Origin of the sequence: Janthinobacterium goodfellowi (assembly GCF_051380695.1) — a bacterium.
Classification (GTDB): domain Bacteria; phylum Pseudomonadota; class Gammaproteobacteria; order Burkholderiales; family Burkholderiaceae_D; genus Janthinobacterium.
This window is the reverse complement of the sequence record NZ_JBNYXN010000003.1, coordinates 672,581-689,527: the sequence shown is the minus strand read 5'-3', so window position 1 is coordinate 689,527 and position 16,947 is coordinate 672,581. Positions and strand designations below refer to the sequence as shown.

Annotated in this window: 17 protein-coding genes; 8 read left to right on the top strand and 9 right to left on the bottom strand. The window is 59.4% G+C overall.

Annotated features, from left to right (window positions below; all coding sequences use genetic code 11):
* Positions 1-24: 24 nt before the first annotated feature.
* From ACQ4WQ_RS15540 to msuE, 3 genes are all read right to left on the bottom strand, one after another.
* The gene (locus ACQ4WQ_RS15540; RefSeq protein ID WP_436498197.1) at positions 25-1,050 is read right to left on the bottom strand and encodes a methionine synthase; all 1,026 of its coding nucleotides are present in this window, start codon (positions 1,048-1,050) and stop codon (positions 25-27) included.
* Positions 1,051-1,077: 27 nt separating this feature from the next.
* A complete protein-coding gene (locus ACQ4WQ_RS15535; RefSeq protein ID WP_326457848.1) occupies positions 1,078-2,055 on the bottom strand; it encodes a DUF1852 domain-containing protein in 978 nt (325 codons plus the stop codon).
* A 70-nt stretch (positions 2,056-2,125) separates the two neighbouring features.
* Positions 2,126-2,707, bottom strand: coding sequence for an FMN reductase (gene msuE, locus ACQ4WQ_RS15530; RefSeq protein ID WP_436498195.1), 582 nt, complete (start codon positions 2,705-2,707; stop codon positions 2,126-2,128).
* Between the two features lie 126 nt (positions 2,708-2,833).
* On the opposite strand from msuE, the gene ACQ4WQ_RS15525 reads away from it, so the two are divergent.
* A complete protein-coding gene (locus ACQ4WQ_RS15525) occupies positions 2,834-3,733 on the top strand; it encodes a LysR family transcriptional regulator (RefSeq protein ID WP_326457846.1) in 900 nt (299 codons plus the stop codon).
* Between the two features lie 27 nt (positions 3,734-3,760).
* On the opposite strand, the gene ACQ4WQ_RS15520 is transcribed toward ACQ4WQ_RS15525, so the two are convergent.
* Positions 3,761-4,903, bottom strand: a complete 1,143-nt coding sequence (locus ACQ4WQ_RS15520) for a serine hydrolase domain-containing protein (protein WP_436498193.1) — start codon at positions 4,901-4,903, stop codon at positions 3,761-3,763.
* 155 nt (positions 4,904-5,058) lie between these two features.
* A complete protein-coding gene (glmS, locus tag ACQ4WQ_RS15515; protein ID WP_034782627.1) occupies positions 5,059-6,888 on the bottom strand; it encodes a glutamine--fructose-6-phosphate transaminase (isomerizing) in 1,830 nt (609 codons plus the stop codon).
* Positions 6,889-7,049: 161 nt separating this feature from the next.
* On the opposite strand from glmS, the gene ACQ4WQ_RS15510 reads away from it, so the two are divergent.
* Positions 7,050-7,523: an Lrp/AsnC family transcriptional regulator gene (locus tag ACQ4WQ_RS15510; RefSeq protein WP_436498191.1), complete on the top strand. Its 474-nt coding sequence runs from the start codon at positions 7,050-7,052 to the stop codon at positions 7,521-7,523.
* 652 nt (positions 7,524-8,175) lie between these two features.
* On the opposite strand, the gene glmU is transcribed toward ACQ4WQ_RS15510, so the two are convergent.
* Positions 8,176-9,552 (bottom strand): bifunctional UDP-N-acetylglucosamine diphosphorylase/glucosamine-1-phosphate N-acetyltransferase GlmU, encoded by a 1,377-nt coding sequence (gene glmU / locus ACQ4WQ_RS15505; RefSeq protein ID WP_436498189.1) that lies wholly within the window; start codon positions 9,550-9,552, stop codon positions 8,176-8,178.
* A 24-nt stretch (positions 9,553-9,576) separates the two neighbouring features.
* Here glmU and ACQ4WQ_RS15500 point away from each other — a divergent pair, with 24 nt between their 5' ends.
* The 5 genes from ACQ4WQ_RS15500 (at position 9,577) to ACQ4WQ_RS15480 (ending at position 12,950) form a co-directional block, all read left to right on the top strand.
* Positions 9,577-10,482 carry a DUF6279 family lipoprotein gene (locus ACQ4WQ_RS15500; protein WP_436498187.1) on the top strand — a complete coding sequence of 302 codons (906 nt, stop codon included), beginning with the start codon at positions 9,577-9,579 and terminating at the stop codon, positions 10,480-10,482.
* A 212-nt stretch (positions 10,483-10,694) separates the two neighbouring features.
* Complete coding sequence (gene rsmD / locus ACQ4WQ_RS15495) at positions 10,695-11,354, top strand: 16S rRNA (guanine(966)-N(2))-methyltransferase RsmD (protein WP_436498341.1); 660 nt, start codon at positions 10,695-10,697, stop codon at positions 11,352-11,354.
* Between the two features lie 112 nt (positions 11,355-11,466).
* Entirely contained in the window at positions 11,467-11,964 is a 498-nt protein-coding gene (gene coaD / locus ACQ4WQ_RS15490; RefSeq protein ID WP_034752633.1) for a pantetheine-phosphate adenylyltransferase, read from the top strand.
* 14 nt (positions 11,965-11,978) lie between these two features.
* Positions 11,979-12,245, top strand: coding sequence for a YfhL family 4Fe-4S dicluster ferredoxin (locus ACQ4WQ_RS15485; protein ID WP_070218911.1), 267 nt, complete (start codon positions 11,979-11,981; stop codon positions 12,243-12,245).
* Positions 12,246-12,353: 108 nt separating this feature from the next.
* The gene (locus ACQ4WQ_RS15480) at positions 12,354-12,950 is read left to right on the top strand and encodes a chalcone isomerase family protein (protein ID WP_326457840.1); all 597 of its coding nucleotides are present in this window, start codon (positions 12,354-12,356) and stop codon (positions 12,948-12,950) included.
* Between the two features lie 65 nt (positions 12,951-13,015).
* Here ACQ4WQ_RS15480 and ACQ4WQ_RS15475 read toward each other — a convergent pair whose 3' ends face one another.
* Positions 13,016-13,321: a hypothetical protein gene (locus ACQ4WQ_RS15475; protein ID WP_070218913.1), complete on the bottom strand. Its 306-nt coding sequence runs from the start codon at positions 13,319-13,321 to the stop codon at positions 13,016-13,018.
* A gap of 192 nt (positions 13,322-13,513) precedes the next feature.
* On the opposite strand from ACQ4WQ_RS15475, the gene ACQ4WQ_RS15470 reads away from it, so the two are divergent.
* On the top strand, positions 13,514-14,494 hold the full coding sequence (locus ACQ4WQ_RS15470) for a LysR family transcriptional regulator (RefSeq protein ID WP_034752642.1): 981 nt from the start codon (positions 13,514-13,516) through the stop codon (positions 14,492-14,494).
* A 54-nt stretch (positions 14,495-14,548) separates the two neighbouring features.
* On the opposite strand, the gene ACQ4WQ_RS15465 is transcribed toward ACQ4WQ_RS15470, so the two are convergent.
* Both ACQ4WQ_RS15465 and ACQ4WQ_RS15460 read right to left on the bottom strand, forming a co-directional pair.
* Entirely contained in the window at positions 14,549-16,108 is a 1,560-nt protein-coding gene (locus ACQ4WQ_RS15465; protein WP_436498184.1) for a methyl-accepting chemotaxis protein, read from the bottom strand.
* 204 nt (positions 16,109-16,312) lie between these two features.
* Entirely contained in the window at positions 16,313-16,768 is a 456-nt protein-coding gene (locus ACQ4WQ_RS15460) for an Lrp/AsnC ligand binding domain-containing protein (protein WP_010393827.1), read from the bottom strand.
* Between the last annotated feature and the right edge of the window lie 179 nt (positions 16,769-16,947).

Sequence of the window (16,947 nt, the reverse complement as noted above, 5' to 3'; positions counted from 1 at the left end):
AAACTTCGGTACTTCACCAGCCGGCTAGGAGATTTCCCTTCGGATGATTTCCGCACCGGCACAGAGCGCATGCAATTTGCCTCTTGCCACGCCACGCGCCAGGGGAGCCATGCCGCAGTTGGTGCTCGGATAGAGCTTGTCGGCATCGACAAAGCGCAGCGCCTTGCGCAGGGTGTTGGCCACTTCCTCCGGCGTTTCAATGGTATTGCTGGCCACGTCGATGGCGCCGACCATCACTTTTTTGCCGCGTATGAGTTCAATCAGGTCGATGGGCACACGCGAGTTGTGGCATTCCAGCGAGATGATGTCGATATGCGATTGCTGCAGCTTGGGAAACGATTCCTCATATTGACGCCACTCGGACCCCAGCGTATTTTTCCAGTCCGTATTGGCCTTGATGCCGTAACCATAGCAAATATGCACGGCCGTTTCGCATTTGAGCCCTTCGATCGCCCGCTCCAGGGTGGCGATGCCCCAATCGTTCACTTCATCGAAGAACACATTGAAGGCGGGTTCGTCAAACTGGATGATGTCGACGCCGGCCGCCTCCAGTTCCCTGGCTTCCTGATTGAGGATCTTGGCGAATTCCCAGGCCAGTTTTTCGCGGCTTTTATAGTGGCTGTCATACAGCGTATCGATCATCGTCATCGGACCTGGCAGGGCCCATTTGATCGGCTGGCTGGTTTGCTGACGTAAAAACCTGGCGTCGTCCACAAACACCGGCTTGGTGCGGCTCACGGCGCCCACGACGGTCGGCACGCTCGCATCGTAGCGGTCACGGATTCGGACGGTTTCGCGTTTGTCAAAATCGACACCGCTCAGATGCTCGATAAACGTGGTGACGAAATGCTGGCGGGTCTGCTCGCCATCGCTGACGATATCGATGCCTGCCTGCTGCTGTTCCTGCAGCGACAAACGCAAGGCATCCTGTTTTCCCTCAACCAATTCCTCATCCTGTAATTTCCAGGGCGACCAGAGTTTTTCAGGCTGCGCCAGCCAGGAAGGTTTGGGCAAGCTGCCGGCGGTTGAAGTAGGCAATAATTTTTTCATGATGGTGATTTCGTGTATTTTGATTGATCAGAGAGCGTGGTTGGCAGCCCATTGTTCAAGAACATGCTTGTAGGGCTTGATGAAGTGCTCTTCCGTATATTTGCCCTGCTTGACAGCCAGCTGGCTGCGCTCTTCCCGGTCATAAACAATTTGCGTCAATGAATAATCCTGATTCTTCAGACTGGGCTGATAGCATTTTCCCGCCGCCGAATTGGCGTTGTAGATTTCGGGCCGGTAAATTTTTTGAAAGGTTTCCATCGTGCTGATGGTGCCGATCAGCTCCAGATTGCTGTAGTCACCCAGCAGGTCGCCGATAAAATAAAACGCCAGCGGTGCTGCACTGTTTGGCGGCATGAAATAGCGCACCTGCATCCCCATTTTCTCGAAATAGGCATCTGTCGAGGAGAACTCGTTTTGCCGATACTCGACGCCCAGGATGGGGTGCTGGTTTTCCGTCCGCTGATAGATCTTGCTGCTCGAGGCGCTGAGGCAGATGACCGGCGGCTTGCTGAAACGCTCTTGATAAGCATCGGATCGGACAAAGTGCTTGAACAGCTTGCCATGAAAATCGCCGAAGTCATCTGGTGCGCTGAATGCGGATTGATTGTTGTTGTGCTCTGGCAGCACCACGCTGAAGTCGTAATCGCGCACGTAAGAGGAGAAGTTATTGCCCGCAATGCCCTCGATGCGTTGTCCGGTTTTTTTATCCAGGATATTCGGCTTCAATATCTCGATCAACGGGATATTGCCGCCTTTGACATCGATATTCAACTCGACGGAAATGATTTCGAGCTCGACAGAATAGCGGTCTGCCTTCGGGTTGTCCCAGTGCGCCAGGCTGTTGAAGCGGCTGTCGATCATTTTCAGGGTGTTGCGCAAGTTCTCCTGGCGGCTCTTTCCCCTGGCCAGATTGGCAAAGTTGGTCGTCAGGCGCGTATTGTCCGATGGGTGATAGTTTTCATCGAAAACAATGCTCTTGATGCTGAATACAAAATCGTTGCTCATGGTGTTCTGCTGTCCTGAATTCTGCGAAAAGATGAATGTGTTGATTGCTGGCTGACCGTGGCGATGCGTCTCAGGCTGCGGCCAGCTCGTCAGCAGTGGCCGAGCTCGCATGGCGCGTCAATGCGATCAAGGGCAAGGCCCGCTGCACCGCCAGTGCGGCCCGCTGGAGCAGCGCCTCGTCCTGCAGACGGTAGTCGAGGAAATCCTTGTCGGTCGCATAGACACCCAGTGGCAAGGTGCGTGCCTGGAAAAAACTGAACAGCGGCCGCAACTGGTGGTCGATCATCAGGGCATGGCGCTCGCTGCCGCCGGTGGCCGCCAGCAAAACGGGCTTGTCGACCAAGGCGTCCTGATGAATGAAGTCGAAGAAGTGCTTGAACAGTCCCGTGTAAGCGCCGCGATAGACCGGAGTTGCCACCACCACGATGTCAGCTTGCTCGACCGCCGCAAGTTCCCGCTCCACCGTCTCGGGCAGCTGCGAGCGCCAGACGGCGCCGGTCAGATGCGGCGCCAGCTGGCCCAGTTCGACCAGGCGTTGTTCGCACAGCACTTCGTCGGCGATCAGGTCCATCAGGTGCTCGGCCAGGGCTGCCGCCTTGGAAGGGCGTTGCAGCCCGCCGGAAACGGCGACTATACGCAGGGGACGTGTCATGGTTGCTTTCATAGGGGTGATGCGCGAGGGCGAGGAATGCCGACAACAAGGAAGTGGATGATAGCCGGGGGAATCGATGAAGTATAATGGTCATATTTCATACATCCATGAATATGGCTCATTCCAATGCTTGAACGCATCCACCTCAGCATCGTCCAGCAGGTCGAAAAACAGGGCTCGTTGACGGCCGCCGCAGGCGTGCTGCACCTGACCCAGTCGGCCCTGAGCCACAGCATGAAGAAGCTGGAACAGCAGCTGGGCACCGACGTCTGGCTGCGCGAAGGGAGAAATTTGCGCCTGACGCAGGCCGGCCAGTATCTGCTGGCGGTGGCGAACCGGGTGCTGCCGCAACTGGACCTGGCCGAAGAGCGCCTGGGCCAGTTCGCGCAGGGCGAGCGCGGCGCGCTGCGCATCGGCATGGAATGCCACCCTTGCTACCAGTGGCTGCTCAAAGTGGTGTCGCCGTATCTGACCGCATGGCCCGACGTGGATGTGGACGTCAAGCAAAAGTTCCAGTTCGGCGGCATCGGCGCGCTGTTCGGCTACGAGATCGACCTGCTGGTCACGCCCGACCCGCTATACAAGCCGGGGCTGGCCTTCGAACCCGTGTTCGACTACGAGCAGGTGCTCGTCGTGGCCAAGGGCCATGCGCTAGCTGGGGCGGCGTATGTGCAGCCCCGGCAACTGACGCAGGAAGTGCTCATCAGCTACCCTGTCGACATCGAGCGCCTGGATATTTACAATCAATTCCTCTTGCCGGCCGGTGTCACGCCCAAGCGCCATAAAGCCATCGAAACGACCGACATCATGCTGCAGATGGTGGCCAGCGGCCGCGGCGTGGCCGCCCTGCCGCGCTGGCTGGTCGAGGAATACGCGGCCAAGATGGACGTGGTGCCCGTGCGCCTGGGCGCGCGCGGCATCGCCAAGCAAATCTTCCTGGGCGCACGCGAGACGGACACCGCCATCGACTACGTGCGCGCCTTCATCGCACTGGCGCGCCAGCCGGTCATTGCGCAAGGTAGCTAAGCACGCACGCCTGTTCACTGGGGCCGGCTACCGCGCGCCTTCCATGGCTTCCACGGTGTCGAAAATATGCGCCAGCGCGCTTTCCATGGCGCCGGCAGTCGCGTCGCCGCTCTGGTTGGTGATGATGAAGACGCCAAGCTGATATGTGGGAACGACGTAGGCGTAGCTTTGCGCACGCGGCACGCCGCCATGGTGGACATAATGCGTGCCCAGCTGGCGATTGCTGCCGATGTTCCAGAAATAGCCGATGCTGAAGTCGTCCTGAAAGCGCGCCAAAGGCTTGTGCGATTCGACGACGGCGGGATGGGCGCTCAATTGCAGGCGCAAATACTTCGCCATGTCCGGCATGGTCGACTTCAGGTTGCCGGCTGCCCCCCAGGGCAGTTGCGGCATCGGTGTGGTGACGGCGGGATTGTCGCTGTGGTAGCCGGGCGCCAGCCGGCCGGCATCCTTGGCGGTGATGCTCAGCCTGGTATCTTGCATGCCCGCTTCGCGCGCGAGCCATTGCGTGAGCAGGGCTTCATAGGGCAAGCCGTAGATTGTTTCGAGCGTGTGCGCAACGAGTTCGGTACCGGCGCTGGAATAGGCGTAATCCTTGCCCAGCGGACCTTTGATGCTGACGGTGTGCAAGTCCTGCCAGAATTGCCGTTGTCCATAATTGGCGTAGGCGGCATTGAGCTTGGCCGGCGTGGCGTGTGCCGTGAAATCCTTCAGGACCGTGTTCACCTGCAAGGGCAGCATGCCCGGCATATTGCTGGTGTGCGTGATCAAGTGGCGCAGGCGAATGGGCTCCCCCTGCGACTGCAGGTTCGGGTAGGCGGCTGGCAGGTACGTTTGTATGGGATCGTCGAGCGCCGCCTTGCCATCGAGCACGGCGTTCGCCAGCAGCAGGCCAGCAAAAGTCTTGCTGACCGAGCCGATTTCATACAGCGTCGTATCGTCCGGCGGATTGGCTTTGCCGGTCTCCATCTCGCCTTGATGCAGAATGAATTCCTTGCCGCGATACACGACAGCAATCGAGGTCGCGTGCAGCAATGGCGACTGCAGCAGGGTGGTCGCGGTCTGGCGCATGGCCGCAGGAATGTCGTGCGTAGGTGCCGTGGCTACGGGCTTGCAAGCGGCCAGCACGAGTGTCATTCCAGTCAGGATTGCGGCGAGTTTGATCATCATGCGCACCATCGAAGGGGGAGGGGCATTCTCGCACAATGGCTTCGGCAGCGGCACAAAAAAGTCACGCACATGGTTTTTCCAGACTAAAAGAAAACGCCACCCGGAGGCGGCGTTTTCTTTCTATTCCTGGTGGTCCGGGGCGGTGCCCGCCCGGCTTACTCCACTGTCACCGACTTGGCCAGATTCCTTGGCTTGTCCACATCCGTGCCGCGTGCCAGCGCCGTGTGGTACGCCAGCAATTGCAGCGCGACCACGTGCAGGATCGGCGACAAATCGCCGTAGTGCTCGGGCAGGCGGATCACGTGCAGGCCTTCGCCCGAGCTGATGCGCGAGTCCACGTCGGCGAAGACGTACAGCTGGCCGCCACGGGCGCGTACTTCCTGCATGTTCGATTTGAGCTTTTCGATCAGGGCGTCGTTGGGTGCGATGGTGACGACGGGCATTTCATTCGTCACCAGGGCCAGCGGGCCGTGCTTCAGTTCGCCGGCCGGGTACGCTTCGGCGTGGATGTACGAGATTTCCTTCAGTTTCAAGGCGCCTTCCAGGGCGATCGGGTAGTGCATGCCGCGGCCCAGGAAGAGGGCGTTTTCCTTGCGCGCGAATTCCTCGGACCAGGCGATGATCTGCGGCTCGAGCGCCAGCACGGAAGCGATGGCGACGGGCAGGTGGCGCATGGCTTTCAGGTGCGCCGCTTCCTGTTCTTCGGACAGGTGGCCATTGACTTGCGCCAGGCACAGGGTCAGCAGGAACAGGCCGGCCAGCTGCGTCGTAAACGCCTTGGTGGACGCCACGCCCACTTCCACGCCGGCGCGCGTGATATAGGCCAGCGCGCATTCGCGCACCATGGCGCTGGTGGCCACGTTGCAGATGGTCAGGGTGTGCTGCATGCCCAGGCTGCGCGCGTGTTTCAGGGCTGCCAGGGTGTCGGCCGTTTCGCCGCTTTGCGAAATGGTCACGACCAGCGTATTCGGATGCGGCACGCTGTCGCGGTAGCGGTATTCGCTGGCCACTTCCACGCTGACGGGCACCTTGGCGATCGACTCGATCCAGTACTTGGCCGTCATGCCCGCATACGAGCTGGTGCCGCAGGCGAGGATCAGCACGCGGTCGATTTGCTTGAAGATTTTATACGCGTCGTCGCCGAACAGTTCCGGCATGATGCCCGTTACGCCTTCGAGCGTGTCGCCGATGGCGCGCGGCTGCTCGAAGATTTCCTTCTGCATGTAGTGGCGGTACGGGCCCAACTCGGCTGCGCCCGTGTGCGCATGCACGGTTTTCACTTCGCGCTCGACGGGCTTGCCATCGACGTCGACGATCCAGCAGCGCGACAGTTGCAGGTCGACCACGTCGCCTTCTTCCAGGTAGATGATCTGGTCCGTCGTGCCGGCCAGCGCCATGGCGTCCGACGCGACGAAGTTTTCACCGTTGCCCAGGCCGACGATCAGGGGCGAGCCCTGGCGCGCGGCCACCACGCGGTGCGGTTCGTCGCGGCAGAACACGGCGATCGCGTACGCGCCGTCGAGGCGTTTCACGGCCTGCTGCACGGTCTCGAACAGGTCGCCGTTATACATGTGCTCGACCAGGTGGGCGATCACTTCCGTGTCCGTCTGGCTCTGGAAGACGTAGCCGAGGGCCGTCAGTTCGGCGCGCAGTTCGTCGTGGTTCTCGATGATGCCGTTATGCACCAGCGCCACGCGGGCGTTCTCTTCCGTCGGGGAAAAGTGCGGGTGGGCATTGAAGGAGACCGGGGCGCCATGCGTGGCCCAGCGCGTATGGGCGATGCCCGTAAAACCGCTCAAGCCTTCTTCGGCGATCTGCTTTTCCAGCTCGGCCACGCGCGAGGTGGAACGCGAACGCTGCAGCCGGCCATCCGCATGCAGGGCGATGCCGCAGGAATCGTAGCCGCGGTATTCCAGGCGCTTCAAGCCTTCGACCAGGATGGGAGTGATATTACGTTGCGCTACCGCGCCGACGATGCCGCACATGGAAACCTCTGTCTAAAATTTAATCAATGCACGCATGCTAATGCAGAGTCATTGAAATAAGCTTTCTAAATCCATGTATTTTTGACCGAATATTTCATGACGATTTAACGATGAAATATTATTTCATTTAAAATGAATTTATTTCCCAATTCGTTATGACTATGAGCGAGCACAACATTACCCTCGACGAGATTGATCGTCGCATCCTGAACGCCTTGCAAGTTGATGCATCGCAAACCAACAGTGAACTGGCGAAGGCCGTGCATGTGTCGGCGCCCACGTGCTTGCGGCGGGTCAAGCAGTTGACGGAAAACGGCGTGATCGAACGGCAAGTGGCCATCGTCGCGCCGCAACTGGTGGGCGCGCGCCTGACGGCCATCGTGGAAATCACGCTGGACGTGCAGGCGGCGGAGCGCATGGCGGAATTCGAACTGCTGGTGGCGAACGAGGCGGCTGTGCTGCAGTGCTACCGCGTCTCGCCCGGGCCCGATTTCGTGCTGATGGTGCAGGTGGCAGACATGCCCGCCTACCACGCCCTGGCGCACCGCCTGTTTGCCGCACACGCCAATGTGCGCAACGTGAAAAGCTATTTTTCCACGTTTCGCAGCAAGTTTGAGACGCGCATCGCTGTGTGAAGCCGGCTGGCAGAGAAGTTATCCCCGTTTATCCCAGTCTTTCTGCCAGCTTATGCACAAGTTTATCCACAGTATGAAAATCACGGATTTCCACGGCCACCGCCATCCAGCCGCGCATGAGGCCTCTCAATAAATAGACATCAGCTCCCGGATAAAACTTATCCCGGCTTATCCAGCGCTTGCCCACCTATTAATCACAGGCTCTTGCACAGCTTTACCCACAGCCAGGCTTTATAAAACTTCTTCAAATATCCTTGAAATACAATGACTTATAAGTTATTCATGACTTATTTGCCAATTACGCACAAGCTTATCCACAATTCAGACAGGCAAAAATCTGAGGCTATTTTCGTCGTCTGCGAGACCAGCTTGCCTCCTCAAGTACCAAACCGTGCCAGATAACTTATCCCGTCTTTTCCACAGGTTTTTCACCATTTATACGCAGCTTATACCGGGCTTATCCATCACTTGTCCGCCTGCTTGTTCACATGTTTATCCACAAACAAAAATACAGCGGAAATGTTTGATGGAAATAAGGCCCCGACTTATCCCGGGTTGCCAGCCAACTTTCCACAGGATTATCCACAGGCATAAAAAAACGCCGCCAGCCCGGACAGGCTGGCGGCGTCATGCGTGCTGAAAACGGTACGGCTTACTTGGGAATTTTCACGGGACGCGTCCAGCCGTCGATGGTCACTTGCCGCGCGCGCGACACCGTCAGCTTGCCGGCCGGCGCATCTTTCGACAAGGTCGTGCCGGCGCCCAGGGTGGCGCCCTTGCCGACGGTAACGGGGGCGATCAGCTGGCTGTCGCTGCCAATGAAGGCGTCGTCTTCAATCACCGTGCGGAACTTGTTCACGCCATCATAGTTGCAGGTGATCGTGCCGGCGCCGATGTTGACCTTCGAACCGATGGTGGCGTCACCGATGTAGGCCAGGTGGTTGGCCTTGCTGTGCGCGGCGATCTGGCTGTTTTTCACTTCGACGAAGTTGCCGATATGCACGTCTTCCGCCAGGACCGTGCCCGGGCGCAGGCGCGCGTAGGGGCCGATGATGGAAGCGGCGCCGACGACGGCGTCCTCGATATGGCAGAAGGGCTTGATGTGCGCGCCAGCGGCCACGGTGGCATTGATGATGACGTTGTTGGCGCCCACGCGCACGCCGTCGCCCAGTTCCACACGGCCTTCGAACACGCAGCCGACGTCGATGGTGACATCGCGGCCGCAAATGAGTTCGCCGCGCACGTCGATGCGGGCCGGGTCCAGCAGGGTCACGCCGCGCTCGAGCAAGGCTTGGGCGATATTGTTCTGGTGGATGCGTTCCAGCTGGGCCAGCTGCACCTTGCTGTTCACGCCCGCCACTTCCCACACGGCGGCCGGGTGGGCCGAGGTGACAGCCACGCCGTCGGCGACGGCCTGGGCAACGATATCGGTCAGATAGTATTCCCCTTGCGCATTGTTGTTCGACAAGGCCGACAGCCATTTCTTCAGGGGCACGGTGGGCGCGACCATGATGCCGCTGTTGATCTCGCGGATGGCGCGCTCTTCTGGCGTAGCATCCTTTTCCTCGACGATGCGCACAATGGCGCCGTGCTCGCGCACGATGCGGCCCAGGCCGAAGGGATCGTGATGTTCCACGGTCAGGATGGCCAGCTTGTCCTTGCCGGCCGCCTGCACCAGTTGCTGCAGGGAAGCGGCGCTAGTCAGCGGCACGTCGCCGTACAGGATCAGGGTGGGCACGCTGTCGTCCAGCAACGCCACGGCTTGCTGCACGGCATGACCGGTGCCCAGCTGCTGCGTTTGTTCCGCCGCGTCGATCGCCAGGTCTTGCTTGGTCTTGTAGCCGTCCAGCAACTTCAGCACCGCTGCGCCCCCATGCCCGTAAATCACGCATAATCGGGACGGCGCCAGGACGCGCGCCGTGTCGATGACGTGCGACAACAGCGGCTTGCCCGCCAACGGGTGCAATACCTTGGGCAGTGCCGACTGCATGCGTTTGCCCATACCGGCAGCGAGAATGACAACGTTCATAGACCGTCTTTATAAGTTAAGAATATGAAAAAGTTTAACACGCAGGCCCCGTCTTCCACGCCCTTCCAGCGGTTTACTTATGCCGTGCTGGCCATCATGCTTGTCGTCATGGCCGGCTGCAGCGGCTTGCGCTTGGCCTACAACAACGGCGATACCGTGCTGTACTGGTGGCTGAACGCGTATGTCGACCTCGACCGCGACCAGAAGGGCTGGGTGCGCGAAGACATCGACAAGCTGTTCGACTGGCACCGCAAGACGCAATTGAAGGATTACGTGGAAATCCTGCGCACAGGCCAGAAACAGCTGCAAGGCAATATCACGCAAGCGGACCTGATGGCCGACTACGGCGAGATCAAGCAGCGCACCCAGGCGCTGCTGCTGAAGGCGGCGCCCGAGCTGGCCGACCTGGCGCGCTCGCTCAAGCCCGAGCAAATCGCGCAGATGGAAAAGAAGTTCAAGTCGAACAATGAGGATTACCGCAAGAAATACCTGAGCGGCGACCAGGACAAGCGTCAGAAACTGCGTTACAAGAAAGCCATGGAGCAATTCGAACTGTGGTTCGGCGGCTTCAGCAGCGAGCAGGAAGCCATCATCCGCAAGGCGTCCGACGCGCGTCCGCTGAACAATGAGATCTGGCTCGACGAACGCATGCGGCGCCAGCAGAATGTGTTGAACCTGGTCAAAAAAGTCCAACAGGAAAAACTCAGCAAGGAAGCCACCGCAACCTTGATCACGACCCTGATCAAGGACAGTTTCGAGCGCCTGGAGCACTCGGAACGCAAGGCCTTCTTCGATGCCTACGAAAGCAGCACGGCGCAGATGATCTTGACGGTGATCAAGATCGCCACACCGGCGCAAAAAGCCCATGCCGTCAAGCGCATGCAGGGCTGGATCGACGATTTCAATTCCCTGGTCACGCAAGCCAAATAGACAGGCAGCGCCAGCAGGGGGGATGGGGGCCATATGCTATAGTGGCCGCCATCGAATTGAAGAAATGAAACGCCTAACAAAACCGTAGCGAGCGGCAGTGAGTTGTGGCTAAGAAGCGCAGCTGTGCAAATGCACGGGGACGCCGAGTCAGTGAGCATCGCAGGCCGCAAATCGCGACGCGCAGTAGGTTTTGTTAGGTGTTTTAAATGCCCATGCAAAAAAAGATCAAGAAACCCGCCAAAGTCCCCGTCCACCACGCGCCGCCACCGAACCAGGTGCGCATCATCGGCGGCCAGTGGAAGCGCTCCGTGCTGCCTGTTTTACAGGCACTGGGCTTGCGCCCGACGCCGGACCGCGTGCGCGAAACCGTATTCAACTGGATCAACCACTTGCGCGACGGCGACTGGGCCAACGCCCAGGTGCTGGACCTGTTCGCCGGCAGCGGCGCACTGGGCTTCGAAGCGGCCAGCCGCGGCGCCGCATCCGTCACCATGGTCGATACGCATACGCCCGTGATCCGCCAGCTGGAAGAAAACAAGACGAAATTACGCGCCGAAAATATCCAGCTGCTGCGCGGCGACGCCCTGCTGACGGCGCAGGGCCTGGCCGCGCGCGGCCAGCGCTTCGACCTGATCTTCCTCGACCCGCCTTACCAGCAGGATTTCCTGGCGAAAGTATTGCCGCTGTGCGCCAACCTGCTCAAGGAAGGCGGCATCGTGTACGCGGAATCGGGCTTGCCGCTGGTCTTCGATGAAGCCAGCGCACTGGAAAAGCCCGAGTGGATGGCGCCATGGGAAGTCATCCGCGCCGACAAGGCGGGCACCGTTTATTATCATTTGCTAACTTACAACAAAGTGCCGGCAACTGCCTGAATCTGCCTATAAATTAGGCAAAAAAGCTCCCTGGCCCGAGCCGCAGCACCAAGGTGGTCACCAATTTCAGGCATAATGCGCGTCTATATTGGTGCATCATCAGGGAGCCGCAATGGTTGTAGCCGTTTATCCAGGAACATTCGATCCGCTCACGCGCGGTCATGAAGATTTGGTGCGCCGCGCATCGGGCCTGTTTGACAAGCTGATCGTCGGTGTGGCCGACAGCAAGAACAAGCAACCGTTTTTCTCGCTCGACGAACGCCTGGAAATCGCCAACGAAGTGCTCGGTCACTATCCGAATGTGCAAGTGGAAAGCTTTTCCGGCCTGCTCAAGGATTTCGTGCGCAAGCATGAGGCGCGGGTCATCGTGCGCGGCTTGCGCGCCGTCTCCGACTTCGAATACGAATTCCAGATGGCGGGCATGAACCGCTACCTGCTGCCCGATGTCGAAACCATGTTCCTGACGCCATCCGACCAGTACCAGTTCATTTCGGGCACCATTGTGCGCGAAATCGCGGCGCTGGGCGGCGACGTCTCCAAGTTTGTCTTCCCCTCGGTGAACCGCTGGCTGCAAAACAAGATTGCCGCCAACGCTGCCTCATCGCAATAAGTAAGAGTGAAATCATGGCATTACTGATCACCGACGAATGCATCAATTGCGACATTTGCGAGCCCGAGTGCCCGAATGACGCGATCTACATGGGCGCGGAAATCTACGAAATCGATCCCAACAAGTGCACCGAATGCGTGGGCCACTTTGACGAGCCGCAATGCCAGCAAGTGTGCCCCGTCAGCTGCATCCCCTTCAATCCCGCCTGGCGCGAAAGCCCGGAGCAATTGATGGCCAAGTACGAACGCCTGCAGGCGGAACTGCCTGCCGCCAAACCCTAAGCCTTTCTTCCTCGCCACTTCTGCGTGGCGCCAGCTTCTGCCAACTGTTCTACACTGTGTGCTTGTGCGGACTTATCCACAGCACATGTTTCTCTACGGAGGCAGAAGATGCAAATAAGCACATCCCGTTTGGGCCGCTCCCTGGCCGCCGCCTGCCTGTGCGCCGCCCTGGCGCAAGCAGCGCTGGCCGTCGAGGTGGGCGGCGTCAGGCTGGACGACACAGTGCAGCTGGCCAGCCGCGAGTTGAAACTCAACGGCGCCGGCGTGCGCTACAAGGTCATCTTCAAGGTCTACACGATTGCGCTGTACCTGCCGGAAAAGAAAACCCAGCTGGCCGACATCCTGGCACTGCCCGGACCGCGCCGCCTGGAAATCGTCATGTTGCGCGACATCACGTCCGACGAGCTGGGGCAAGCCTTCATGCAGGGCTTGAAGCGCAGTTCCGACCAGGCCGACCGCACGCGCCTGCTGAGCCAGACGATGCAGTTCGGCGCCATGTTCGAAACGGTGCCCGGCCTGAAAAAGGGCGACATCCTCACCGTGGACTGGCTGCCGGAAGAGGGAACGTTATGCAAGCTGAACGGCAAACAGGTGGGCGACACGGTGCCGGACCTGGCTTTTTACAATGCGCTGCTGAAAATCTGGATCGGCGCCCATCCGGCCGACACGGTATTGCGCGCGCATTTGCTGGGCGACGTGGCCTAACCGGCTGGCGGGAGGCGTAAAAAAAGCCGGCGCAGGCCGGCTTATTATTTGCAACAGTTGATCGCTCAGGCGCGCGTCGACAGGGCGCGCAATTCGGCGGCGTTGCTTGGCGACACGCCGTCCATCTTGCCCAAGGTACGTTGCAAGGCTTGCGCTTCGCGCATCTGCTGGCGCGCCAGGCGCTCTTCGCGGCTCAGCTTGGGACGCACCACCAACACCATGGCGCGAGCGATGCCCACCAGCAATGGCTTGAACAGCAGGGCGAAGGCGCCCACGGCGACGATCACCAGCACGAGTTGCAGGGCGTTCAGCAGGGAAATCTCCAGCACGGGTGCGGATACTGCGTACAGGGCGGAGGCGAAGGTAGACATAGTGTTCCAGTGCATTATAGAATTTGCCAGTACTATAGTGCAGTGCAACATATAAATCTAATTCCATTTCCTGATACCAATTATATGAATCGTGAATGGAAAACTGTAATATTTTTTTACGAGTGAAAATATTCGTGCCCGGCGCGGTTTACACTCTTAAGTAATCAATTCAACTTTTATCTTGGGCTTTCCATGAGTTTTCTGACGCTGGATCTGAACTTGCTGCGTGTTTTCGACGCCGTCATGACGGAACAAAACCTGACGCGCGCAGCGGGCCACCTGGCGATGACGCAGCCGGCGGTATCGAACGCCATCAAACGCCTGCGCGAGAGCCTCGGTGACGAATTGCTGATCCGCACGGCATATGGCGTAAAACCGACGCCCCGCGCCGAAGCGCTGTGGCCATCCGTGCGCTCGGCCCTGGCCAGCCTGGAAGCGGCCGTCACGCCGGAAACCTTCGACGTGTCGAAGACGCACGCCACCTTCCGCATGGCCATGGCCGACGCGACAGCCGCGTTCTGGCTGCCCTCGCTGATGCGCTCGATCGAACGCGAAGCGCCGGGCGTCAACGTGCGCATGATGCCGCTGACGACGCGCGAACCGCGTCCCATGTTGCTGCGCGGCGACATCGACCTGGCCGTGGGCTTCTTTCCCGGCGTGGCGGCGCAACTGTCGAGCGAAACGGGTTCGCCCATCCGCCACGAGCGCCTGTATTCCGGCAAATATGTATGCGTGATGCGGCGCGGCCATCCGCTGGCCGACAAGGAATTGACCCTGGATAACTATTGTGCGGCGAACCATTTACTGGTGAGCTTTTCCGGCCGTGCGCATGGCTTGATCGACGAGGCCCTGTCGCAGATCCACCGCGAACGGCGCATCCTGTTGACGGTCAACCAGTTCTTCACGGCAGGCAGAGTCGTCGCCAATTCCGACCTGATCACGGTCTTGCCGCGCCATTTGATCGCCTCGACGGGCATGACGGAGTCCTTGCTGTACAAGGATTTGCCATTGACCCTGCCGGCCGTGCACCTGGACATGCTGTGGCATGAACGCGACGCCCGCAGCCCCGCCCACAAATGGCTGCGCAATCACCTGGAAAGTATGAACACGCCCACCCTGCGCACGGCCACAGCGGCCGGCGGCGGCGTGGCGCCCAAGCCGCATATCGAATAAATGATCTGCCAGCACCAGAAAAAAAACGCCTGATGAATCATCAGGCGTTTTTTTTCATGCATGGCTGCTGGAGCGATAACCAATTCTAAAACCGCCCCAGTGCTTGCCCTCGACGTGAATCGGCACGGATAAATCGTGCATGACTTCGCCCGTGTCGCGTTTATAGGTCTGCAACAGGAAGGCCTTGGTGTTGCTTCCGCAGCGCTTGCCCGTGCGGTCGCTGAAGATGCGCTTGGTACGGTTGTTCACCATATCGGTGGCGTAATCTCCCGTCAGCGGCTGGGAAAACTTCTTGTTGTGCGTTGGAAAATAGCCATTGTTGTCGACGGCGCCCGCATACGCCAGATGGGGTAATGCCGCCAGCACGCCTTCCTGCAGGTCCGGCAGCACCTTGTCCGTAAAGGCATCGAACTTCGTGTTGTGCTTGGGCGGATTGGTGTTCGGGATGGGGCGGTAGTGGCGGTCGAACAGGGCTTCGCGCGTGATGCGCCCCGAGGCGATCGCCTGCTCGAACAGTTTGCCCACTTCGCGCGCGGCGCGCTGGGCCGCCTCGCGGATCTCGTCGTGCGGCGTGGCCACGCTCGATTCGCCCAGGGCGCCGGCGATCACTTCGGCCCGCTCGGCCAAGGCCATGGCCGACTGCGTGGCGCGCGGCAATTCCGCATTCGTCGACAGCATGCTGTCGCGGATCTGCAGGATGGCGTCGGCGATCAGCTGCGTCGTGTCGACGTGTTCGCGCGAGGCGCGGGCGATCTGCCCGATCTCGTCCTCGGACTCGCCCGACGATTCCTCGATATGGCTGAGCGAGGCATGCACGCTTTCCACATTGCGCGCCGCTTCCGTGACACCGGCCGCCAGCGAACTCATGCCGCGCGCAGCTTTTTCCGACTGTTCATTGATTTCGCGCACCATCACGCTGATTTCATCGGAGGCTTCCTTGGTGCGCTGCGCCAATTGCCGCACTTCGCCGGCCACCACGGCAAAACCGCGCCCATGTTCGCCGGCGCGCGCCGCCTCAATGGCGGCATTCAGCGCCAGCAAGTTGGTGCGCGCGGAAATATCGGAAATGGCTTCCGTAAAGCCCGTGATGCGTCTGGATTTTTCCTGCAAGCTCAGCATGGTGGTCGAGGCGCCTTGCGCTTCTTCGCGTGCATGATTGATGCGGCGCAAGCCCTGGTCCACTTCGGCGCGCGCCGCCACGCTTTCCACGCGCACGCCGGCGGCCACCTTGGCGGCCCGTTCCGCATTGGCGGCGATCTTTTCCGTCATCGCGGCATTTTGCACGGAGCTGTCGGCGATGTCGCTGGCCGTGCGCACGTCGAGTTCCACCTTCTGTTTGACGGAATCGACAAAATACGAGGTTTCCGCCGCGCCGATCATGATGGCATCGATGGCATTGCCCACCGTGTCGGCGAACTCGTGCAGGCCCGGCTCGCCGCGCGGACGGCCGGCGAACGCCAGCAGCGCGGCGCCGATGGCGGCGGCCGCGCAGGCGATCAGATATGGATGGTCGCCGCCCGAGAGCAGCAGCAGATAGGCCAGGCAACAGGCCACAGCCATGGCCAGGATCGTGAATACAAAGAAACGCACCAGCTGATGCTGCAACTGCTTCATTTGTCCCCCGCTGCGCAAACCCGTCACGCCCCGTTGAGGGGACGTGCTGTAACCGTATGCGGGTGGGCACGATTGCCCGCCTTGCACCCTGAAGTTACCGTCTGCGCGGCGTTTCAGGCGGCTACCGGATAGCAGAATTGTGGTTCTACCCTACAACATTTGTTCCGATAGCTCAATCAGAAAAGTGGGGCGGCTACACCGAGGTCACTTAATTGGCAATTTGGTGGTGTTTTTGACCTCTTCCATGACGGCATAAGTGTGGGTTTCCCGCACACCTTTTTGCAACAAGGTCTTGCCCAGGAATTCGCGGTAGGCCGCCATGTCCTTGACGCGCGCCTTGACCAGGTAATCGAAGCCGCCGGCCACCATATGACATTCCAGTACCTCTGGAATGATTTGTACGCTATGCTTGAAGGCGTCGAACACTTCCGGTGTCGTGCGATCGAGCACCACTTCGATGAACACCAGCAGCGACACGTCGAGCAGCTGCGGGTTCAACTGGGCCGTATAGCCCATGATGTAACCGGATTCGTGCAGCTTGCGCACGCGCTCCAGGCAGGCGGCCGGCGACAGGTTCACGCGCGCGGCCAGCTCCACATTGCTGATGCGTCCATCGCTCTGCAATTCCATCAAGATTTTCTTACTGATCTTGTCCAGCATTCCTATCACCCCCAAATTAATATTATTTGGTTAAATTGTCGCATCAAAAACTATCTATTGCTAGCCCCCTGTATTACCAGAATTAATCCATAAGAATCCCCTTTACAATCGAATCATCTTAACGTCCGACTTTCTGTATTTTTTTGCACCAAAAAAGAGCAAGAATTACGTCAGTTTTC